The sequence below is a fragment of the Pantoea sp. CTOTU46764 genome, from assembly GCF_031974595.1.
Classification (GTDB): domain Bacteria; phylum Pseudomonadota; class Gammaproteobacteria; order Enterobacterales; family Enterobacteriaceae; genus Pantoea; species Pantoea trifolii.
This window is the reverse complement of sequence record NZ_DALYOQ010000025.1, coordinates 1-21,874: the sequence shown is the minus strand read 5'-3', so window position 1 is coordinate 21,874 and position 21,874 is coordinate 1. Positions and strand designations below refer to the sequence as shown.

21 protein-coding genes are annotated in these 21,874 nt (G+C 55.6%); 17 read left to right on the top strand and 4 right to left on the bottom strand.

Annotated elements, in window-relative coordinates; all coding sequences use genetic code 11:
- Window positions 1-7: 7 nt before the first annotated feature.
- Window positions 8-844, bottom strand: a complete 837-nt coding sequence (locus tag RTM06_RS10860) for a dienelactone hydrolase family protein (RefSeq protein WP_312182099.1) — start codon at window positions 842-844, stop codon at window positions 8-10.
- A 302-nt stretch (window positions 845-1,146) separates the two neighbouring features.
- On the opposite strand from RTM06_RS10860, the gene udp reads away from it, so the two are divergent.
- The 10 genes from udp to tatD all read left to right on the top strand — a co-directional run bounded on the left by udp (window position 1,147) and on the right by tatD (window position 10,439).
- Window positions 1,147-1,908, top strand: coding sequence for a uridine phosphorylase (gene udp, locus RTM06_RS10855; RefSeq protein ID WP_312182097.1), 762 nt, complete (start codon window positions 1,147-1,149; stop codon window positions 1,906-1,908).
- Between the two features lie 99 nt (window positions 1,909-2,007).
- Window positions 2,008-3,279: a tetratricopeptide repeat protein gene (locus RTM06_RS10850; protein ID WP_312182095.1), complete on the top strand. Its 1,272-nt coding sequence runs from the start codon at window positions 2,008-2,010 to the stop codon at window positions 3,277-3,279.
- 69 nt (window positions 3,280-3,348) lie between these two features.
- A complete protein-coding gene (gene rmuC / locus RTM06_RS10845) occupies window positions 3,349-4,860 on the top strand; it encodes a DNA recombination protein RmuC (RefSeq protein ID WP_312182093.1) in 1,512 nt (503 codons plus the stop codon).
- Between the two features lie 75 nt (window positions 4,861-4,935).
- The gene (ubiE, locus tag RTM06_RS10840) at window positions 4,936-5,694 is read left to right on the top strand and encodes a bifunctional demethylmenaquinone methyltransferase/2-methoxy-6-polyprenyl-1,4-benzoquinol methylase UbiE (protein WP_008105805.1); all 759 of its coding nucleotides are present in this window, start codon (window positions 4,936-4,938) and stop codon (window positions 5,692-5,694) included.
- A 6-nt stretch (window positions 5,695-5,700) separates the two neighbouring features.
- Window positions 5,701-6,306 (top strand): SCP2 domain-containing protein, encoded by a 606-nt coding sequence (locus RTM06_RS10835; protein ID WP_265301712.1) that lies wholly within the window; start codon window positions 5,701-5,703, stop codon window positions 6,304-6,306.
- Window positions 6,303-7,940, top strand: a complete 1,638-nt coding sequence (ubiB, locus tag RTM06_RS10830; RefSeq protein ID WP_256698069.1) for a ubiquinone biosynthesis regulatory protein kinase UbiB — start codon at window positions 6,303-6,305, stop codon at window positions 7,938-7,940. Before RTM06_RS10835 ends, ubiB begins: the two co-directional genes overlap by 4 nt.
- Window positions 7,941-8,050: 110 nt before the next feature.
- A complete protein-coding gene (gene tatA, locus RTM06_RS10825) occupies window positions 8,051-8,305 on the top strand; it encodes a Sec-independent protein translocase subunit TatA (RefSeq protein WP_008105810.1) in 255 nt (84 codons plus the stop codon).
- A gap of 2 nt (window positions 8,306-8,307) precedes the next feature.
- Window positions 8,308-8,835: a Sec-independent protein translocase protein TatB gene (gene tatB / locus RTM06_RS10820; protein ID WP_008105812.1), complete on the top strand. Its 528-nt coding sequence runs from the start codon at window positions 8,308-8,310 to the stop codon at window positions 8,833-8,835.
- A 2-nt stretch (window positions 8,836-8,837) separates the two neighbouring features.
- Window positions 8,838-9,596 (top strand): Sec-independent protein translocase subunit TatC, encoded by a 759-nt coding sequence (gene tatC / locus RTM06_RS10815; RefSeq protein ID WP_008105814.1) that lies wholly within the window; start codon window positions 8,838-8,840, stop codon window positions 9,594-9,596.
- A gap of 60 nt (window positions 9,597-9,656) precedes the next feature.
- Complete coding sequence (gene tatD / locus RTM06_RS10810; protein ID WP_256698072.1) at window positions 9,657-10,439, top strand: 3'-5' ssDNA/RNA exonuclease TatD; 783 nt, start codon at window positions 9,657-9,659, stop codon at window positions 10,437-10,439.
- Here the strand turns inward: tatD and rfaH are convergent.
- Window positions 10,436-10,924: a transcription/translation regulatory transformer protein RfaH gene (rfaH, locus tag RTM06_RS10805; RefSeq protein ID WP_008105818.1), complete on the bottom strand. Its 489-nt coding sequence runs from the start codon at window positions 10,922-10,924 to the stop codon at window positions 10,436-10,438. The genes tatD and rfaH overlap by 4 nt on opposite strands.
- Before the next feature lie 209 nt (window positions 10,925-11,133).
- On the opposite strand from rfaH, the gene pepE reads away from it, so the two are divergent.
- The 3 genes from pepE (at window position 11,134) to fre (ending at window position 14,164) form a co-directional block, all read left to right on the top strand.
- Window positions 11,134-11,865, top strand: coding sequence for a dipeptidase PepE (gene pepE / locus RTM06_RS10800; RefSeq protein WP_312182087.1), 732 nt, complete (start codon window positions 11,134-11,136; stop codon window positions 11,863-11,865).
- 73 nt (window positions 11,866-11,938) lie between these two features.
- A complete protein-coding gene (gene ubiD / locus RTM06_RS10795; protein WP_312182085.1) occupies window positions 11,939-13,423 on the top strand; it encodes a 4-hydroxy-3-polyprenylbenzoate decarboxylase in 1,485 nt (494 codons plus the stop codon).
- Window positions 13,424-13,462: 39 nt separating this feature from the next.
- Window positions 13,463-14,164 carry an NAD(P)H-flavin reductase gene (gene fre, locus RTM06_RS10790; RefSeq protein ID WP_101763727.1) on the top strand — a complete coding sequence of 234 codons (702 nt, stop codon included), beginning with the start codon at window positions 13,463-13,465 and terminating at the stop codon, window positions 14,162-14,164.
- A 55-nt stretch (window positions 14,165-14,219) separates the two neighbouring features.
- On the opposite strand, the gene fadA is transcribed toward fre, so the two are convergent.
- Window positions 14,220-15,383: an acetyl-CoA C-acyltransferase FadA gene (fadA, locus tag RTM06_RS10785; protein WP_312182080.1), complete on the bottom strand. Its 1,164-nt coding sequence runs from the start codon at window positions 15,381-15,383 to the stop codon at window positions 14,220-14,222.
- Between the two features lie 10 nt (window positions 15,384-15,393).
- Entirely contained in the window at window positions 15,394-17,577 is a 2,184-nt protein-coding gene (gene fadB, locus RTM06_RS10780) for a fatty acid oxidation complex subunit alpha FadB (RefSeq protein ID WP_312182078.1), read from the bottom strand.
- 186 nt (window positions 17,578-17,763) lie between these two features.
- Between fadB and pepQ the strand changes: the two genes are divergently transcribed.
- Genes pepQ through hemG form a run of 4 tightly spaced genes read left to right on the top strand, consistent with a single transcriptional unit; the run spans window position 17,764 to window position 21,745 of the window.
- Complete coding sequence (gene pepQ, locus RTM06_RS10775; RefSeq protein ID WP_312182076.1) at window positions 17,764-19,095, top strand: Xaa-Pro dipeptidase; 1,332 nt, start codon at window positions 17,764-17,766, stop codon at window positions 19,093-19,095.
- On the top strand, window positions 19,095-19,712 hold the full coding sequence (locus RTM06_RS10770) for an IMPACT family protein (RefSeq protein ID WP_154194511.1): 618 nt from the start codon (window positions 19,095-19,097) through the stop codon (window positions 19,710-19,712). Before pepQ ends, RTM06_RS10770 begins: the two co-directional genes overlap by 1 nt.
- Before the next feature lie 27 nt (window positions 19,713-19,739).
- Window positions 19,740-21,191, top strand: coding sequence for a Trk system potassium transporter TrkH (gene trkH / locus RTM06_RS10765; RefSeq protein ID WP_312182073.1), 1,452 nt, complete (start codon window positions 19,740-19,742; stop codon window positions 21,189-21,191).
- A gap of 17 nt (window positions 21,192-21,208) precedes the next feature.
- Window positions 21,209-21,745, top strand: coding sequence for a menaquinone-dependent protoporphyrinogen IX dehydrogenase (gene hemG, locus RTM06_RS10760; protein WP_293795768.1), 537 nt, complete (start codon window positions 21,209-21,211; stop codon window positions 21,743-21,745).
- Window positions 21,746-21,874 lie beyond the last annotated feature (129 nt).

The window sequence follows — 21,874 nt, the reverse complement described above, 5'->3', positions numbered from 1 at the left end:
CTTTTTATTAGGCGTTCGGCGCCACGCCATGCTGCGCGAACCACGCCAGCATACGTTGCCAGCCATCTTTGGCGGAATCGGCGTGATAACTGGCACGATAATCCGCATTGAAAGCATGTCCGGCATCCGGATATACCACGATCTCTGCTTTGGCGTTGGCGGCGTGCAGCGCCTGACGCATCTTATCAATACTCTCCAGCGGAATGCCCTCATCCTGACCACCGTAAAGACCCAGCACCGGCGCATTTAAATCAACCGCAACATCAATCGGATGCTTCTGCTGCTTCAGCGTCTTTTCACCGTCTAAACGGCCATACCACGCCACCGCCGCGCGCACCTGCGGATTGTGCGCGGCAAACAGCCAGCTAATGCGTCCGCCCCAGCAGAAACCGGTAATCGCCAGACGACGGATATCACCATCGTGGCGTGTAGCCCAGTTGGCCACATGATCGAGATCGGACAACACCTGCGAATCTGGAACTTTGCTCACCAGCTCTTTGAACAGCGTGGGAATATCGTTGTAATCGTTGGGATCGCCTTCACGAAAATAGAGTTCGGGCGCGATCGCCAGATAACCTTCCAGCGCCAGACGGCGGCAGACATCGCGGATATGCTCGTGCACGCCGAAAATCTCCTGCACCACCAACACTACCGGCAAGGTGCCTTGATATTCTTTTGGTCGGGCATAATAAGCAGGCAGATTTTCGCCCTGGCTTGGAACCGAGGTCTCGCCAGCATGAATGGCGTCGCTGCTGGTAATAATGGTGCTGCTTGCGGTGGGCTGAACGGCCGGTGCAAAGCCGCCGGGTGCCGTTTTTTGTGCCATATTGTCTTCGGTTTTCATTGTTCTCTCCGTGCTAGCAAATGCGCAATCACGTAACTATAGCCTGGCGAAGTAAAGCAAGGCTGGCGTAAGGTGCAGAGGGATTTTTTTCACGTGTGCTGCTTCTCTATTAACATTGCCACCAACACTTACACAGCACCGCTTGTAGCAATTCAGAATTGCACAGCGCTAATGTGTGATGTAAATCACATAATGTTTTTCTGATAATGTAAGTTTCATTATTGATGGTGAATTGAGTCACATATTTATGCCACCTGCTGACGTAGAGTGGCGCGCACATCCCCAATTATCAGGAGTCTGTTATGCCCCAGTCTGACGTTTTCCACCTTGGCATCACCAAAGCTGATTTGAAAGGAGCCACGTTGGCCATCGTGCCTGGCGATCCTGAGCGCGTGAAGAAAATCGCCGCGCTGATGGACAATCCACAGCATCTGGCTTCACACCGTGAATTCACTACCTATCTGGCCGAAGTGGATGGCAAACCGGTTGTGGTGTGCTCCACCGGTATCGGCGGACCTTCAACGTCGATTGCGGTTGAAGAGCTGGCACAGCTTGGCGTGCGCACTTTCCTGCGCGTTGGCACCACCGGCGCTATCCAGCCGCATATTAATGTGGGCGATGTGCTGGTCACCACCGCATCGGTGCGTCTCGACGGCGCCAGCCTGCACTTTGCGCCGATGGAATTCCCGGCCGTAGCTGATTTCACCTGCACCACCGCGCTGGTGGCAGCCGCAGAGGCGTGCGGTGCGAAAACCCACATCGGTATTACCGCCTCATCTGACACCTTCTATCCTGGTCAGGAACGGTACGATACCTTCTCCGGCCGCGTGGTGAATCGCTTCCAGGGTTCAATGGAAGAGTGGCAGCAAATGGGCGTCCTTAACTATGAGATGGAATCCGCTACACTGTTAACCATGTGCGCCAGTCAGGGACTGCGTGCCGGCATGGTGGCGGGCGTCATCGTGAACCGTACGCAAAAAGAGATCCCGGATGCCGCGACCATGAAACAGACCGAAAGTGATGCGGTGAAAATTGTGGTTGAAGCCGCGCGTCGCTTAATTTAGTGCGCCAGTCAGGGATGAATTCGAGACCAGGCTTATAAGGATTCCCGCTATTTCCTGATTAGAATGCGCGCAATTTCAGCAGCTACTGAGAAATTTCTTATGCGCAAAATGGTTTCTGTCTCACGTCCCAATTTCATGAATAATCCCGCTACTGCACAATCACGCGTTGAAGGTGCAGCAGCGAGATTTCGCCAGGCGATGGCGGTGAATAACTATCCTCTTGCGCGTCAGTGCTGTGAAGAAGTGCTGCGCGTCTTACCCAATCATATGCAGGTGCTGAGCGACTACGCGTTAACCCTGATGCGTGTGGGCGAGCACAAAAAATCCTATAAAATTTACCAGAAGATCTATCAGGCTCCGGCCGCGCAACGCGCGCAGGCGTCGGAAACCTGGCTGGATGGATTAACGGAAGTGTGTGGCTGGCTGAATAAAGAGGATGAGGTGGCGCGTTACGGCCTCGAATCACTGCAGAATTCCGATGTGACCTTCAGCAAAGGGGCGAAAGTAGCATTTCCTTCTGACGCACCACCGCCGATCAACCGCAACAATCCAGCAGAAAATATCATCTCCTTTAGCCTGTATGGCGGCCAACCACGCTACTGCGAAACCTTGATTAAAAACATCGAAGTGGCGCGCGAGTTCTATCCCGACTGGATTTGCCGCATCTATCTTGACGACAGCGTGCCGCAACACGTCTGGCAGCGCCTGAAGCAGCCAAACACCCAGCTAGTGGATATGTCGCATGAGAAAACCATTTTCCCAACGCTGTGGCGTTTCCTGGTGATGGATGATGCCAGCGTCAAACGCTACATCGTGCGTGACGCGGATTCCTTGCTCTCCGAGCGCGAAGTGGTGGCGGTAGAAGCCTGGCTGGATTCGCCTTACTGGTTCCATCATATGCGTGATTACTTCTCGCATACCGAGTTGCTGCTGGCGGGCATGTGGGGCGGCTGCCACGGCGTGTTCCACAATGTTGAACAGCAGATGCGTGACTTCATCGCGCAATATGAAGGCAGCGAACGCTTCACCGATCAGTACTTCCTCAAAGTGGCGCTGTGGCCAACGGTACGCGAAAGCATATTGAATCATGACGATATCTTCCGCTTCCACCATGCACAACCGTGGCCAGAGCATCAGCCAATTCGCTGGCAAACCGACAGTTTCCACGTCGGCAGCAACGCCGGTTTTGCCAGCATGGCGGGCCAGGTCGAAAACGCTGAGAACGGTTGGCAGCAGGTTGAGATCACCTACGACGGGAAAAGCTGGACTTATCCGGCCAAAATCCAGGGCGAAACCGAATGGGTGTTGCCGATGCCCTTCTTCCTGATTGATGCGTGGAAAGCGGGCGATCTGACAGTGAAAGCGCTTTAACATTCTTCTGGACATTCATACAGTACACCTCTACCTTTTCCCTCAGCGAGACGATCCGCGGGGGGGATTATGGATCAGCAACTTATCATTAGCGGCGCGCTGGCGCTGGCCGGTTTGGGCATTGGCTGGATCATTGCCCAACTGCGCGCCGGCCATCAGCACGCCAGCTTCACTACCGAGCGTCGTCTACTGGAAGAGGCGCAGCAGCGTCAACAGCAGCAGCTTGAACAGTTACAGCAGCAAATCCAGCAACGCGAACAGGAGATGCGCCAGCTACACGGCGCGCTCAGCGGTGCGCAGGAACGTTTGCAGCAGCTTGATTACTGGCGCGGCGAAAGTGAACAGCTCAGTCGTGAGCTGCGCAATCAGCTGGAAGTGAACAGCGCACAGGAAGCCGAACTGCGTGAAGTGACCATTCGTCTTGAAGAGACACGCTACGGTGCAGAAGAGAAGCAGCGCCTGCTGACCAACAGCGAACAGCGTCTCAGCGCACAGTTTGAAAATCTTGCCAACCGTATCTTTGAAAACAGCGGGCGGCGCGTCGATGAACAGAACCGTCAAAGTCTGAATAGCCTGATTGGCCCGCTGCGTGAACAGCTGGACGGTTTCCGTCGTCAAGTGACTGATAGCTTTGGCGTGGAAGCGCGTGAGCGTCACACGCTGACCCACGAAATTCGCCAGTTGCAGCAACTCAACGCGCAGATGGCGCAGGAAGCGGTCAATCTTACTAAAGCGCTGAAAGGCGACAACAAAATTCAGGGCAATTGGGGCGAAGTGGTGTTGGCCCGCGTGCTGGAAGCCTCTGGCTTGCGTGAAGGCTATGAATACCAAACGCAGGTCAGCGTGCAGCTGGAACAGCAGGGCAGGATGCAACCGGATGTGATCGTGCGTTTGCCGCAGGGCAAAGATGTGGTGATTGACGCTAAAATGACGCTGGTTGCCTACGAGCGCTACTTCAACGCCGACGATGAAGCCACGCGTGAGCAGGCGATTCAGGAACACGTTAGCGCCATGCGCGGACACATTCGCCTGCTGAGCCGTAAAGATTACCAACAATTGCCCGGTTTACGCTCTCTGGATTATGTGTTGATGTTTATCCCGGTGGAACCGGCGTTTCTGTTGGCGATCGATCGTCAGCCCGAGCTGATCAGCGAAGCGTTACAGCAGAACATCATGCTGGTCAGTCCCACCACATTGCTGGTGGCGCTGCGTACTATCAACAACCTCTGGCGTTATGAGCATCAAAGCCGCAACGCACAGCGCATCGCCGACCGGGCCACGCGGCTGTACGACAAAATGCGGCTGTTTGTCGATGACATGAGCGGCATCGGCCACAATCTCGACAAAGCGCAGCAAAGCTATCATCAGGCGATGAAAAAGCTGTCTGAAGGGCGCGGCAACCTGATCGCGCAAAGTGAAGCTTTCCGTTCGCTTGGCGTGGAGATCAAACGTCCAATTAATCCGCAACTGGTTGAACAAGCGCAGCCGGAAGAGGCGGATGAAGATTGGGCAGACGATCGCACCGGGGATGAAAACGTTGCAGAACCAACAACAGACTCGCTGCGCCGCATCAATGAATAGCACGGTGGTCGCGTGCTCGTGTAGCGCGACTCTGATACACTTCGGCAAGAATTGTTTGTGGAACAGGTAAAACCGATGGCAGATGAATCACAGCAGGAAACTACCCATTTTGGCTTCCAGACCGTCGCGAAAAGCGAAAAGGCCGATAAAGTCGCGGACGTGTTTCACTCCGTTGCGGCAAAATATGACCTGATGAACGATTTGATGTCGTTTGGCATCCATCGTGTCTGGAAGCGTTTTACCATTGACAGCAGCGGCGTGCGCCGTGGTCAACGCGTGTTGGATCTGGCGGGTGGTACCGGCGATCTAACGGCAAAATTCTCACGTCTGGTGGGCGAGACCGGCCAGGTTGTGCTGGCAGACATCAACAGCTCGATGCTGAAAATGGGCCGCGAAAAGCTGCGTAATCTCGGCGTATCGGGCAACGTTAGCTATGTGCAGGCCAACGCCGAAGCGCTGCCATTCCCGGATAACTATTTCGATTGCATCACCATCTCCTTCGGCTTGCGTAACGTGACCGAAAAAGAGAAAGCGCTGGCGTCGATGTTCCGCGTGCTGAAACCGGGTGGACGTCTGCTGGTGCTGGAGTTTTCGAAGCCGCTGCTGGAGCCGCTCAGCAAAGCTTACGATACCTACTCATTCCACATTCTGCCGCGTATTGGTCAGCTGGTGGCGCAAGACGCTGAAAGCTATCGCTATCTGGCGGAGTCGATTCGTATGCATCCCGATCAGGAAACCCTGAAAGCGATGATGAATGACGCGGGCTTTGAAAATACCACCTACTTCAACATGACGGGCGGTATTGTCGCGCTGCATCGCGGATTTAAATTCTAATCCATCATGACTTTAACTCCTCTCATCACCGGCGGTCTTGAGACCGCCCTGAACCGTGTTCTCTATCGCGATCGCAGCCTGAAAGCCGCACGCCAGCGTCTGGCGGGCAAAGTATTGATGCTGCGTCTGCAAGAGCTCGATTTTCCTTTGGTACTGGTGTTTAGCGAATCGCAACTCGATGTGCTGAGTGATTGGCAGGACAACAGCGACTGCACGGTGAGTTTGCGTGTCAGTACCTTGCCGAAACTGCGCGATCGCCAGCAGCTCACCAGCTTGATTCGTAGCGGTGAACTGGAGGTGGACGGCGATTTGCAGGTGGTACAGCAATTCTCCGCGCTGATGGATCTTGCCGAGCTGGATCCGGCGGAATACCTCGCGCCGTGGATGGGCGATATCGCCGCGCAAGGTGTAAGTCAGGCCGCGCAGCAGGCGCTGAAATTCGTGCAGCAGCAGTTTACCCGCCGCCAGGATTATCTTGGCCAGGTGCTGACGGAAGAGTGGCGTGTCGCGCCGGGCGCACTGGAGCTGGCATGGTTTTGCGAGGAAGTGGAAGCGATGGAACGTTCGCTCAATGCGTTTGAAACGCGTTTAGCACAGCTGGAGGCGAAATGACGTTGGGAGAAATTCGGCGCTTATACTTCATCATCAAGATCTTTCTGACTTACGGCCTTGATGAACTGATTCCCCGTATGCGCTTCACACTGCTTTTACGCTTGTGGCGGCGCTGTATTTTCTGGATCCCTAACCAACATAAAGACGCTTCCGCCGGCGTGCGCATCCGTTTAGCGATGGAGCAGTTGGGTCCGGTATGGATCAAATTCGGTCAAATGCTCTCTACGCGTCGCGATTTGTTCCCACCCGCGATTGCCGATGAACTGGCGGTGCTGCAGGACCGCGTTGCGCCATTTGATGGCGTGAAAGCCAAAGAACAGATTGAAAAGTCGATTGGCGGCCCGGTGGAAACCTGGTTTGAAGACTTCGATATCAAACCGTTGGCGTCGGCGTCTATCGCGCAGGTGCATACCGCCACGCTTAAATCCAATGGCCGCGCGGTAGTGATCAAAGTGATTCGTCCCGACATCCTGCCGGTGATCAGAGCCGATATGCGACTGATTTACCGTCTGGCGCGTTGGGTGCCGCGTTTGCTGCCGGATGGACGTCGTCTGCGTCCGGTGGAAGTGGTGCGTGATTACGAAAAGACCTTAATCGATGAGCTGAATCTGCTGCGTGAAGCGGCGAACGCCATCCAGCTGCGTCGTAACTTTGACCAGAGCCGCATGCTGTATGTGCCGGAAGTGTTCTCGGATTATTGCAGCGAGTCGATGATGGTGATGGAGCGCATTTACGGCATTCCTATTTCGGATATCGCCACGCTGGAGCAGCATGGCGTCAATATGAAACTGCTGGCCGAGCGCGGTGTGCAGGTGTTCTTCACGCAGGTGTTCCGCGACAGCTTCTTCCATGCCGATATGCATCCCGGCAATATCTTCGTCAGCTACGATCACCCGGAAGATCCGCAATACATCGGCATCGACTGCGGTATCGTCGGTTCGCTGAATAAAGAAGATAAGCGCTACCTCGCTGAGAACTTTATCGCCTTCTTCAACCGCGATTACCGCAAAGTGGCCGAGCTGCATGTGGATTCGGGCTGGGTGCCGCCCGATACCAACGTTGAAGACTTTGAGTTTGCCATTCGCACCGTGTGTGAGCCGATTTTCGAAAAGCCGCTGGCTGAAATTTCGTTTGGTCACGTGCTGCTGAACCTGTTCAACACCGCGCGTCGCTTCAATATGGAGGTGCAGCCGCAATTGGTGCTGCTGCAAAAGACGCTGTTGTACATTGAAGGGATTGGTCGCCAACTCTATCCGCAGCTCGACCTGTGGAAAACCGCCAAGCCGTTCCTCGAAGATTGGATCAAAGATCAGATTGGTATCCCGGCGATTATGCGGGCGGTGAAAGAGAAAGCACCGTACTGGGCGGAAAAACTGCCGGAGTTGCCGGAGCTATTTTACGACAGCATGCGCCAGCACAAATTATTGAAGCACAGTGTCGATAAACTCGTCACCGATTTAAACGTACAGCGAACACGCAATCATCAGGCGCGCTATCTGTTTGGTGTAGGCGCTACACTGTTATTAAGTGGCACCGCCGTGCTGTTAAGTCGACCGGATTGGGATTTCTTCCCGGCGCTATTAATGGCCGCTGGCATCGTCACCTGGCTTATTGGCTGGCGCAAGACAAACTGATTGTCTGCCTGGTACAAATCGCGTAATGTCGCAAGCTAAAGCCCGAAATCATACGGGCTTTCTGTGCGTTACAGTCAACAGTTTTTCACAGAATATTAGAGGCATATCTCATGGGCGGTATCAGTATTTGGCAATTGTTAATCATTGCCGTCATTGTTGTTCTTCTGTTCGGTACCAACAAGCTTCGCAACCTGGGTTCGGATTTAGGATCTTCCATTCGCGGCTTCAAAAAAGCCATGGGCGATGAAGACGATAAAAAGGATCAACCGAAAGAGCAGGACGCTGACTTCAACGCCAAAACTCTGGCAGACAAACAGCAAACCACGGCGACTAAAGACGACGCCCGGAACGACAAGCAGGTATAACTGTGTTCGACATTGGTTTTAGTGAACTGGTATTGGTGTTCGTGATCGGGTTGATTGTGCTTGGCCCGCAACGATTACCGGTTGCGGTGAAAACCGTCGTCGGCTGGATCAGAGCCATTCGCTCGCTGGCCGCGAATGTACAAAACGAACTGGCGCAAGAGCTGAAACTGCAGGAATTGCAGGACAGCCTGAAAAAGGTGGAAGAAGCGGGCCGTGGCACGCTATCACCCGAGCTGAAAGAGTCGATGGAAGAACTGCGTAAAACCGCCGACTCGATGAAGCGTTCGGTGCAGCAGAGTATCGATGTCGAAAAAGAGGAAGATGAAGCCAACACCATTCATCAAACTCAACCAGCAGCAGCGCAGCCCGTGACTTCACCTGCGGTCACGCCTGCTGCAGCGGAACATCAAACCAGTGCACCCGCACAGGCTCCGCAGCCAGACAACGTCGCTTCAGAAGCAGAAACCCATCCCGTCGCCAGTGCTCCTGAAAGCACCGCGAAGATTTCTCTCGTAAAAGATGAACGATAAACATGGCCGTTGAAGATACCCAACCGCTCATTAGCCATTTGATTGAGCTGCGCAAGCGTTTGTTGAATTGCATCATCGCTGTTTTAGTCATCTTTTTGTGTCTGGTCTATTTCGCGAATGATATCTACCATCTGGTCGCGGCACCGCTGATTAGCCAGATGCCAGCCGGTGCGAGCATGATCGCCACCGACGTGGCATCGCCGTTCTTCACGCCGATCAAGCTCACCATTATTGTTTCGGTGTTTCTGGCCGTGCCGGTGATTTTGTATCAGGTGTGGGCGTTTGTGGCGCCTGCGCTCTATCGCCACGAGCGCAAACTGGTGATGCCGTTGCTGTTCTCCAGTACGCTGCTGTTTTACGTCGGCGTGGCGTTTGCCTATTTCATCGTGTTCCCGCTGGCGTTTGGCTTTTTCGCCAAAACCGCGCCGCAAGGTGTGACCATCGCAACGGATATCACCAACTACCTCGACTTCGTCATGACGATTTTCATGGCGTTTGGCGTGGCGTTTGAGGTGCCGATTGCGATTGTGCTGCTGTGCTGGACCGGCATTACGTCACCCGAAGATTTGAAGAAGAAACGTCCTTATATGTTGGTTGGCGCGTTCGTGGTTGGGATGTTGCTCACACCGCCGGATGTTTTCTCGCAAACTTTGCTCGCTATTCCGATGTACTGCCTGTTTGAAGTCGGCGTATTCTTCTCCCGCTACTATGTGGGTAAAGGACGTCAGTCTTCGGATGAGGAACACAACACCGAATCCTGATGTCTTCGGTAAGATGCATCTAAACCGCCCCGTTGGGCGGTTTTTTATTGGGGAGAAAACATGTTTGATATCGGTGTAAACCTGACCAGCACGCAATTCGCAAAAGATCGCGATCAGGTGGTAAAACGTGCGCGCGAAGCAGGCGTCACCGGCCTGTTAATTACCGGCACCAATGCATTAGAGAGCCAGCAAGCGCGCCAACTGGCTACGCAACATGCAGGATATTGCTGGTCAACCGCTGGCGTCCATCCGCACCATGCCAGTGAATGGTCGGCGGAAACCGCGAATACCTTACGTCGCCTGGCGGAAAGCGAGCAGGTGGTCGCAATTGGCGAATGTGGCCTGGATTTCAATCGCAATCTCTCGGCCCACGATCAGCAGGAATACGCTTTCGATGCGCAGCTGGCGTTGGCCGCTGAGCTGCAATTGCCGGTGTTTCTGCATTGCCGAGAGGCGCACGATCGTTTTGTCGCGGTGCTTGAGCCGTGGCTGCCCAAGTTGGTAGGCGCTGTCGTTCACTGCTTTACCGGTACGCGTGATGAACTGCAAGCGTGTCTGGCGCTGGGATTGTCGGTGGGCATTACCGGCTGGGTGTGCGATGAGCGTCGCGGTATGGAACTGCGTGAATTGCTGCCGCTGATTCCGGCTGAGCGCCTGTTACTGGAAACCGACGCACCGTATTTACTGCCGCGCGATATGCATCCACGTCCCACTTCACGCCGCAATGAGCCGTGCTTCCTGCCGCATATTGTGCAGCAGGTGGCGAACTGGCGTGGCGAAGAAGCAGAAGCGCTCGGCGCGCAGGTAAATCTCAACGCGCGTCAGCTGTTCAAACTCGCTTAGAGTTTGCGGAACTGCTTGTTATCCACGCTGCGCATCACCTGTTTGTTCAGCATGTTGAGCAGCAGAACGGAGCGCGTTTCACCATCCGGCTCGGCAAAAATGGCGCGCAGCCCTTCAAAAGTGCCATCGGTGATGATCACTTCATCACCGCTCTGCGGGGTTTCCGGATCCAGTACGATCTGCGGTGCATCAGTTTGCAGCGCTTCGATCACATCATGCGATACGGTGGCCGGCATGGTGCCAAAGCGCACGAAGTGGCTGACGCCGCGCGTGCTGCTAATGGTGGTGGTGTGAATCGCTTCGGGATCGAACTCGATAAACAGATAGTTAGGGAACAGCGGCTCACTCACGGTGGTGCGTTTACCGCGCACAATCTTCTCCAGAGCGATCATTGGGCTGAGGCAATTCACCTCTTGCCGCTCAAGATGCTCTTTCGCGCGCAACAGTTGTCCACGTTTGCAATAGAGTAAGTACCAGGATTCCATAATCGCTCCCAAATAATGGACGCTAAGAATATCAAATCAGTTGTCAGAGTTATAGCGCATCGGCGGGTGGAAACCGGGTGCTGAAAACAATTTCACTACGATTTATCCGATTGATGCGGCTTATTTACGCTTTCTTGCAAGAAAATTGACGGCTGACGACCATCTGTATCAGACTCCATCCCCATCTTTCGATTGAAAAGGAGTGGCTGATGGAACTGTTCCTGTTAAGTAACGGCAAAGTGGCTGACGATGCGCCGCTGTTAGGTTACGCCCACCCGCAGCTGCACGCGATGATCGCCCAGCGCGGTATTACCTCGGCGGTGCTGGTGCCGTACGCGATTATTCGTGGCGATCATGCGCAGCGCGCGCAGGATTTATCCGCGTCGTTAGGCATTGAGGTGCGCACCGTGCACGAGTTCGCCTCGCCCGTTGCGGCGATTGAACACGCTGAGCTGATTCTGGTGAGCGGCGGAAATACCTGGTTCCTCAACCAAATGCTGCATGAGCACGGCTTGATCGTTGCCATCCAACGCGCGGTGCGCGAGCGTGATGTGCCGTACGTTGGCTGGAGCGCCGGTTGCAATGTGGCAACGCCTTCCATTCGCACCACCAATGACATGCCGGTGCGCAGCAGCGTAGTGTTGCCCGCGCTTGGGCTGTTCCCGGTGCAGATCAATCCGCATTATCTTGATGCGCACGTCAGCGGCCATATGGGCGAAACGCGTGACGAACGTCTGGCCGAGTTCTGTGCCGTTAATCCGCATGAATCGGTGATTGCGCTGCGCGAAGCCAGCTTCCTGCACGTGAGCGAGAATCGCCTGCGTTACTACAGCGCTCGCGGCGAAGACTTCAAAGTGTTCCGCCACGGCGAGCCGATTGCTGCGTATCACGATGTATTGGCGATTCAGTCGCTGGTGCCGTTTTCCTGTCAGCCTGCCTGACGCAAAACCTCAACATGTCAGCGTGAAACGCCCCTATAATGGCGCTTCACTCTGGCCGGAAAGCTAAAGCCGCATGAAATATCAGGATTTACGAGACTTCCTCGCATTGCTGGAACAGCGTGGCGAGTTAAAGCGCATCACTCAGGAGATCGATCCTGAGTTAGAGATGACTGAAATTGCCGATCGCACGCTGCGCGCCGGCGGCCCGGCGCTGCTGTTCGAAAACCCGAAAGGCTACGACATGCCGGTGCTGTGTAATCTGTTTGGCACACCGAAACGCGTGGCGATGGGCATGGGCCAGGAAGAGGTCAGTGCGCTGCGCGAAGTCGGCAAGCTGCTGGCGTTCCTGAAAGAGCCGGAACCGCCAAAAGGCTTCCGCGATCTGTTCGATAAGATGCCGCAATTCAAGCAAGTGCTGAACATGCCGACTAAGCGCCTGCGCAATGCGCCGTGCCAGGAAGAGATTTTCAGCGGCGATGAAGTCGATCTGTCGCGCATCCCGGTGATGAAATGCTGGCCGGGCGATGCTGCGCCGCTGATTACGTGGGGATTAACCGTTACGCGCGGCCCGCATAAAGAGCGACAAAATCTGGGTATCTATCGCCAGCAGGTGATCGGCAAGAACCGCGTGATTATGCGCTGGCTGTCGCATCGCGGCGGCGCGCTGGATTTCCAGGAGTGGTGTAAAGCACATCCGGGCGAACATTTCCCGGTGTCGGTGGCGCTGGGTGCCGATCCTGCTACCATTCTCGGCGCGGTGACGCCGGTGCCGGATACCTTGTCCGAATATGCCTTTGCCGGTTTACTGCGCGGTAACAAAACCGAAGTGGTGAAGTGTATTTCGAACGAACTCGAAGTGCCGGCCAGCGCGGAAATGGTGCTGGAAGGTTATATCGAGCCGGGCGATGTCGCGCCGGAAGGTCCGTACGGCGACCACACAGGCTACTACAATGAAGTAGACAGCTTCCCGGTGTTTACCGTGACGCACGTAACGCAACGTCGCAACCCGATTTATCATTCAACCTACACCGGACGTCCACCGGATGAACCGGCGGTGTTGGGCGTGGCGCTCAATGAAGTGCTGGTGCCGATTCTGATTAAGCAGTTTCCGGAGATTGTAGATTTCTATCTGCCGCCGGAAGGCTGTTCTTATCGCCTCGCGGTCGTGACGATCAAGAAACAGTATGCGGGTCACGCCAAGCGCGTGATGTTCGGCGTGTGGTCGTTCCTGCGTCAGTTCATGTATACCAAGTTCGTGATTGTGTGTGATGACGACGTCAACGCGCGCGACTGGAATGATGTGATTTGGGCGATTACCACGCGTATGGATCCGGCGCGTGATACGGTGCTGGTTGAGAACACGCCGATCGATTATCTCGACTTCGCCTCGCCAGTTTCCGGCTTAGGCTCGAAGATGGGAATGGATGCGACCAATAAGTGGCCGGGCGAAACCACGCGCGAGTGGGGCACGCCGATTGTGAAAGATCCGGCGGTGACCGCGCGCATTGACGCCATTTGGGATGAGTTAGCTATCTTTGCCGAGCCGCCGCAGCGCTAACGGCGGCAGACCAATTAGATCCGAAGAAAAAGGGAACGCATGACAACGTTAAGCTGCAAAGTGACTTCGGTTGAAGCGATTACGGACACGGTTTACCGCGTTCGTTTAATTCCGGCGGCGGATTTTAACTTCCGCGCCGGACAGTATTTGATGGTGGTGATGGATGAGCGCGATAAGCGCCCGTTTTCACTGGCTTCTACGCCAATGGAAAAGGACATCATCGAGCTGCACATCGGCGCGTCGGATCTCAATCTCTACGCGATGGCGGTGATGGACCGCATCAAGAACGATCGCCAGATTACCGTTGATATGCCGCACGGCGATGCCTGGCTGCGTGAAGATAGCGAGCGTCCGATCATTCTGATCGCGGGCGGTACCGGCTTCTCCTATGCGCGTTCTATTCTGCTGACCGCGCTGGCACAGCAACCCGATCGCGAGATCGCGATTTACTGGGGCGGCCGTGAGCTGATGCATCTGTACGATCTGGATGAGCTGAATGCGCTGGCGGTGAAGCATCCGAACCTGAAAGTGATCCCGGTGGTTGAACAACCGGCGGATGACTGGACCGGACGCAGCGGCACGGTGCTGACGGCGGTGATGCAGGATTTCGCGTCGCTCAGCGAGCACGATATCTATATTGCCGGTCGTTTTGAGATGGCGAAGATTGCGCGTGAGCGTTTCTGTGCTGAGCGCGGCGCGCTGGAAGCGCAGATGTTCGGCGATGCGTTTGCGTTTATCTGATGGCCGCCATAAAAAACCCGCCCGAAAGGGCGGGAACACGTGCAACATTAACGTATTAAACCCGTTCGAACACTGTGGCGATGCCCTGGCCTAAGCCAATGCACATGGTCGCCAGACCAAATTGCGCATCGCGACGCTCCATCAGATTCAGCAGCGTGGTACTGATACGCGCGCCGGAACATCCCAGCGGATGACCGAGCGCAATCGCGCCGCCATTCAAATTCACTTTCTCATCCAGCTGTTCCAGCAAGCCCATATCCTTGATGCACGGCAGCGCCTGTGCAGCAAAAGCCTCGTTGAACTCGAACAAGTCGATATCCTGCACGCTCAATCCGGCACGCTTGAGCGCCAGCTTGCTGGCGGGAACCGGACCGTAACCCATAATCGACGGATCGCAGCCGACCACCGCCATGCTGCGAATACGCGCGCGCGGCGTCAGACCGAGTTCGTGTGCGCGGCTTTCGCTCATGATCAACATCGCCGCTGCGCCGTCGGAGAGCGCGGAGGAGCTGCCTGCGGTCACGGTGCCGTTGACTGGATCGAACGCCGGGCGCAGCGCAGCCAATCCTTCGAGGCTGGTCTCTTCGCGAATCACTTCGTCGCTCTCGAAACGTTTCAACACGCCGTCGGCGTCATGGCCGTAGGTCGCCACAATCTCACGCTTGAAATCGCCGCGCTGGGTTGCCGCCCAGGCGCGCTGGTGTGAACGCAATGCGAAAGTATCCTGCTGCTCACGCGTGATGTGATGCATGCGCGCCAGCATTTCGGCGGTTAACCCCATCATGCCCGCCGCTTTCGCCACCGTGCGACCCAGGCCGGGATGGAAATCCACGCCATGGCTCATCGGCACGTGGCCCATATGTTCTACGCCGCCAATCAGGCAGCTATGCGCATCGCCAACCATAATGGCACGCGCCGCGTCGTGCAGCGCCTGCATCGACGAACCGCACAGGCGGTTGACAGTGCTGGCAGGCACGCGATGCGGGATCTCGGCCAGCAGCGCGGCGTTACGTGCAATGTTGAAGCCTTGCTCCAGCGTCTGCTGCACGCAGCCCCAGATAATGTCGTCCAGCGTGGCGGGATCGACCGCCGGATTGCGGCTCAGCAGCTCGCGCATCAAATGCGCCGAGAGATCTTCTGCGCGCACCTGGCGAAACGCACCGCCTTTGGAGCGTCCCATCGGCGTGCGGACCGCATCAACAATGACTACTTTTTCCATTTTCATTACCTCAGGCACTTTGCAGCGCCGCTTCGTCAATTGGTTGCACTGCGGGATACCAGCTCTGATGCTGATGGGCTTTTTGCAACAGCAGCTCCGGCAGCGCGTAAAGCGGACCGAGCGCGGTATAACGTTTGGCCTGATCGACCACGTTGCTGTTGCCCAGCGTATCCATGTAGCGGAACGCGCCGCCACGGAACGGCGGGAAGCCTAAACCGTACACCAGCGCCATATCGGCTTCGGCCGGTGAAGCGATGATCTTCTCTTCGAGGCAGCGCACCACTTCGTTGAGCATTGGCAGCATCATGCGGTTGGCGATCTCGTCATCGCTGAACACGCGCGTCGGCTGGCAAATCGGTTCCAGCAGCGCATCGACAGCCGCATCGGCCTTCTTCTGCGCCTTGCCTTTTTTATCCTGCTCCCAGCGGTAAAAGCCCTGACCGTTTTTCTGGCCGTAACGTTTGGCTTCGAACAGCACGTCGATCGCGTCGCGATAATCTTTCTGCATGCGAGACGGGAAGCCTTGCGCCATCACTTGCTGAGCGTGGTGCGCGGTATCAATGCCGACCACATCCAGCAGCCACGCTGGGCCCATCGGCCAGCCGAACTGTTTTTCCATTACGTTATCGACCTGACGGAAATCCGCGCCGTCGCGCAGCAGCAGGCTGAAAGCGGCGAAGTAGGGGAACAGCACGCGATTCACAAAGAAGCCGGGACAGTCATTCACCACAATCGGCGTCTTGCCCATTTTGCTCGCCCAGGCCACCACTTTGCTGAGAGTGGCTTCTGAGGTTTTCTCTCCGCGAATCACTTCAACCAGCGGCATACGCGGTACCGGATTGAAGAAGTGCATGCCGCAGAAGTTTTCCGGACGTTTTAAGGCTTGCGCCAGTTGGCTAATCGGAATGGTTGAAGTGTTGGAGGCAAGAATGGCGTCCTCGCGCAGATGCTGTTCGGTTTCTGCCAGCACTTTGGCTTTGATCTGCGGATTTTCCACTACCGCTTCCACCACTACATCGGTACGTTCGAATCCGGCGTAATCCAGCGTCGGCTGAATGGTGGTGAGTACGCTGGCCAGTTTGGCGCCGTCAATTTTGCCGCGCTCCAGCTGTTTGTTCAGCAGCTTGCTGGCTTCGGTCATGCCCAGCGTTAACGCCTGCGGATTGATATCTTTCATCATCACCGGCACGCCTTTCCATGCCGATTGATAAGCAATGCCGCCGCCCATAATCCCTGCGCCCAACACTGCAGCTTGCTGCGGCGCACCGGCCGCGCTGCTGTGCTTCTTCGCCAGGCCTTTGACGTACTGATCGTTCAGGAAGATACCGACCAGCGCACGCGCCACATCGCTCTGCGCCAGCGGCACAAACGCGGCGGTTTCCAGCTTCAGCGCATCATCACGTCCGAGGCTGGCGGCGGCTTCAATGGTTTTCACGGCAGTAATCGGTGCCGGATAGTGTTTGCCTGCGGTTTGCAGCACCATGCTTTTGGCGATGGTGAAGCTCATGGCGGCTTCAATCGGGCTGAGTTTCAGCGGCGCCAGCTTTGGCGCGCGACGTGCCTGCCAGTCGCCCTGCACAATGGCGTCTTGCAATACGGTAAGCGCAGCGTCACGTAGTTTGTCGCTGCTGACCACTGCATCCACCAGACCAAGTTTCAAGGCACTGTTGCCATCAACATCTTTACCGGCGGCGATGATTTCCATCGCGCTGTCGGCACCGAGCAGGCGCGGCAAACGCACGCTGCCGCCAAAGCCCGGCATGATGCCCAGTTTGGTTTCCGGCAGGCCAATGCGTGCGGTGGGTGTGGCAACGCGGAAGTCGGTCGCCAGTATGCATTCACAGCCGCCGCCCAGCGCATAGCCATCAATGGCGGCCGCGGTTGGCACCGGCAAATCCTCTAAGCGATTGAAGATGCTGTTGGCAAACGCCAGCCACTGACTCAGCTTCTCTTCTGGCGCATCAAATAGCGACAGAAATTCTGTGATGTCAGCACCGACGATAAATGCCGGTTTGGCCGACGAGAGCAGCAGACCGCGCAGCGCAGGTTGCTGTTCCAACACGCTTAATGCCTCGCCCAGTGAGGCAACGGTTTTGGTATCGAGTTTGTTCACCGAACCGGGCGCATCAAAAACCAGCTCGGCGATGCCGTCGTCAAGCCAGTGAACTGAAAGGGTATCGCCTTGGTAGAGCATGTCCGTCTCCTGAAACCGCGAAAGTTGATCTGGTCATACCAGATGAATTGGAGTGTGAGTCTGATGTTAATTATTTGCAAACGAGAGTTTGCTTATTTGATACAACGATCACAGCGCGTGCAGCACGGCATCGCTTACACGGCTGTGCTACACTGCGGCCACTTTCGCGACATCGGAGACAAGTCCATGGATTCACTGAAAACCCTGTATCACGCGCACATCAATACGCTGCAGCAGCGAGCGCAGCAGGTGCTGGCTCGCTTTAAGCTTGATGCCATGCTGATTCATTCCGGCGAGTTATTGACCGTTTTTCTCGACGATCACGATTATCCGTTTAAGGTGAATCCCCAGTTCAAAGCGTGGGTGCCGGTGACGCAGGTGCCAAACTGCTGGTTATGGATTGATGGCGTGAATAAACCCAAGCTGTGGTTCTATTCGCCGGTTGATTACTGGCACAACGTTGAGCCGCTGCCAAACAGCTTCTGGACCAACGATGTGGACGTGATTGGCCTGAAGAGTGCCGATGAGATCGCGCAGTTGCTGCCTGCACAGCGTGAAAACGTGGCCTATATCGGTCCGGTGCCATCACGTGCTTCACAGCTCGGTATTAACAGCGAGCAGGTGAACCCGAAAGGTGTGATCGATTTCCTGCATTATCATCGCAGTATCAAAACTGAGTACGAACTGGCGTGTATGCGTGAAGCGCAGAAGCTGGCGGTGGCGGGTCATCGCGCGGCCAAAGAGGCGTTCTTCTCGGGTATGAGCGAGTTCGATATCAATATCGCCTATCTGACCGCAACCTGCCATCGCGACACCGATGTGCCTTACGGCAACATTATCGCGCTGAATGAACATGCCGCAGTACTGCACTACACCAAACTGGATCATCAACCGCCGGCCAAACGTCACAGCTTCCTGATTGACGCCGGTGCGGAGTATCTCGGTTACGCCGCTGACCTGACGCGCAGCTATGCGGCGCAGAGCAAATCGCGCTATGCCGAAATGGTTGCGGCGATGGACAAGGAAGAGCTGGCGCTGATCGCTACCTTGAAAGCTGGCGTGCGCTATACCGATTATCATCTGCAGATGCATCAGCGCATTGCGCGTCTGCTGCTGAAGTTCGAACTGGTGAAAGGCCTGACCGAAGAGACGCTGGTGGCGGAAGATTTAACCGGCCCGTTTATGCCGCACGGCCTTGGACATCCGCTCGGCCTGCAGGTGCACGACGTGGCTGGCTTTATGCAGGACGACAACGGCACGCATTTGGCAGCGCCGTCGCAGTATCCGTACCTGCGTTGTACGCGCGTGCTGGAACCTGGCATGGTGCTGACTATCGAACCAGGCTTCTATATTATCGATTCGCTGCTGGCGAAGCTGCGCGGCGGCAAGTTCAGTCAATACTTTGACTGGGCGGCAATCGATGCACTCAAACCGTACGGCGGTATTCGTATCGAGGATAACGTGGTGGTTCACACCAATCGCATTGAAAACATGACGCGCGATCTGCACCTTGCCTGATGGATGCTTACGATATTCCCGCTGAGGCCGTGAGTCTCAGCGAGGAAACCATCAAGAAAAGCCGCTTCATTACCTTGCTGGCGCACACGGCGGGCGTGGAAGCGGCGCGCGCGTTTGTGCAGCAGGTGAAGCAGGAACATCCCACTGCGCGGCATCACTGCTGGGCGTGGGTAGCAGGCGCGCCGGATGATTCGCAGCAGTTGGGTTTCTCCGATGATGGCGAACCATCCGGCACCGCCGGCAAACCGATGTTGGCTCAGTTGATGGGCAGCGGCGTCGGAGAGATCACCGCAGTGGTGGTGCGTTACTATGGCGGCATCATGCTGGGCACCGGCGGGCTGGTAAAAGCGTATGGTGGCGGTGTGCAGCAAGGGCTGAAGCAACTGGCGCGTCAGCGTAAAGTGCCGATGGAATCTTTTACCCTGCAATGTGAGTACGCCCAACTGAGTGACATCGAGCGCCTGCTGCAACGTTTTGACGGCATTATAGAAGAGAGCCATTATCAGGATCGTATTGCGCTGCGTTTAGCGTTGCCGCATGCGCAGATTGATGGCTTTCGCCAAAACCTCTCTGATTACAGCCGGGGCGCGCTGACGCTCATCCCGCTGACAAACTAAAAGCTTCTGTTTAAAGGAAACGGCTGAATGCATTTTCGCGCCATTACCCGCATCGTGGGCCTGCTGGTGATTCTGTTCTCGGTGACCATGATTTTACCGGGCCTCGTCGCCTTGATTTACCGTGATGGTGCCGGGCGCGCGTTCAGTCAGACCTTTATGATGGCAATCTTCATCGGTTCGCTGCTGTGGTGGCCTAACCGCAAGCAGAAAAGCGAACTTAAGCCGCGCGAAGGCTTCCTCATCGTGGTGCTTTTCTGGACCGTGCTGGGCAGCGTCGGTGCGATGCCGTTTATCTTCGCCGAGCAGCCGCATCTTTCAATCACCGATGCGTTCTTTGAATCCTTCTCTGGCCTGACTACCACCGGCGCCACGACGCTGGTGGGGCTGGATACGCTGCCTAAAGCGATTCTGTTCTATCGTCAGATGCTACAGTGGCTCGGCGGCATGGGAATTATTGTGCTGGCGGTGGCAATTCTGCCGATTCTGGGCGTAGGTGGCATGCAGCTCTATCGCGCTGAAATGCCGGGTCCGCTGAAAGATAACAAGATGCGCCCGCGTATTGCAGAAACCGCTAAAACGCTGTGGCTGATCTACGTGTTGCTCACCGTCGCATGCGCGTTGGCACTCTGGCTGGCGGGCATGCCGATGTTTGATGCCATCGGCCATAGCTTCTCGACTATCGCGATTGGCGGGTTCTCAACCCACGATGCCAGCATCGGCTACTTTAATAGCCCAACCATCAATACCATCGTCGCGGTATTTCTGCTGATCTCGGGTTGTAATTACGGTCTGCACTTCTCTTTATTAAGCGGTCGCAACCTAAAAGTGTACTGGCGCGATCCCGAATTCCGCATGTTTATTGGCGTGCAACTGACCTTAGTGCTGATCTGTACCATCGTGCTGTGGTTCCACAATGTGTACGCCAGCGGCTGGCAAACGCTGAATCAAGCGTTTTTCCAGGTGGTTTCGATGGCGACCACGGCCGGTTTCACCACCGACAGCATTGCACGCTGGCCGCTGTTCCTGCCGGTACTGCTGCTGTGTTCGGCCTTTATCGGCGGCATGGCGGGTTCAACGGGCGGCGGTTTGAAGGTGATCCGTATTCTGCTGCTGTTCAAACAGGGTTCGCGTGAGCTGAAGCGTTTGGTGCACCCGAATGCGGTTTACACCATCAAACTGGGCAACCGCGCGTTGCCGGAACGTATCCTCGAGGCGGTGTGGGGTTTCTTCTCAGCTTATGCGCTGGTGTTCCTGCTCAGTATGCTGGCCATCATTGCCACCGGCGTGGATGACTTCTCTGCTTTTGCTGCCGTGGCCGCGACGCTGAATAACCTCGGGCCCGGTTTGGGTGTCGTGGCAGACAACTTCACTTCAATGAATGATGTCGCGAAGTGGATTTTGATTTTGACCATGCTGTTTGGACGCCTTGAAGTGTTCACGCTGCTGGTGCTGTTCACGCCGACCTTCTGGCGCGAATAATAAAATAGGATTAAGTAATGAAAGCGTTGATTCTGTATTCCAGCCGCGATGGGCAAACCCGTGACATTGCCGCGCGCATTGCGCAGACGTTAGTGCCGCATCAACTGTGTGACGTGATCGATCTGCTGGAGGCAAACCAGATTGATTGGTTGCAGTACGATCGCGTGCTGATTGGTGCTTCGATCCGCTACGGTCATTTCAATCCGGCGTTGCTTAAGTTTGTTACGCAGCACAGAGCACAGTTGCAGCAGCGCGTAAGCGGCTTCTTTAGTGTTAACCTCACAGCGCGTAAAGCCGATAAGTGCACGCCAGAGACCAATGCGTATACGCGCAAGTTCCTGGAGCAGTCACCGTGGCAACCCGATTGCTGTGCGGTTTTCGCTGGCGCGTTGCGTTATCCGCGTTATCGCTGGTTTGATCGCGTCATGATTCAATTCATTATGCGTATGACCGGCGGTGAAACCGATGCATCGAAAGAAGTGGAATACACTGATTGGAATAAAGTGGCGCTTTTTGCCCAGGATTTTGCGCAGTTACCAGGCAAATCGTTGTGAAATACAGCGTTGTGGCGAAATTTAGGTCGAACAGTAATTTATTTGCAATAAACCCTTGTCAGCTCCGAATAACCCCCTATAATGCGCCACCACTGAGACGGCAAAGCGGCAACGCAGACGGCTCAGCAG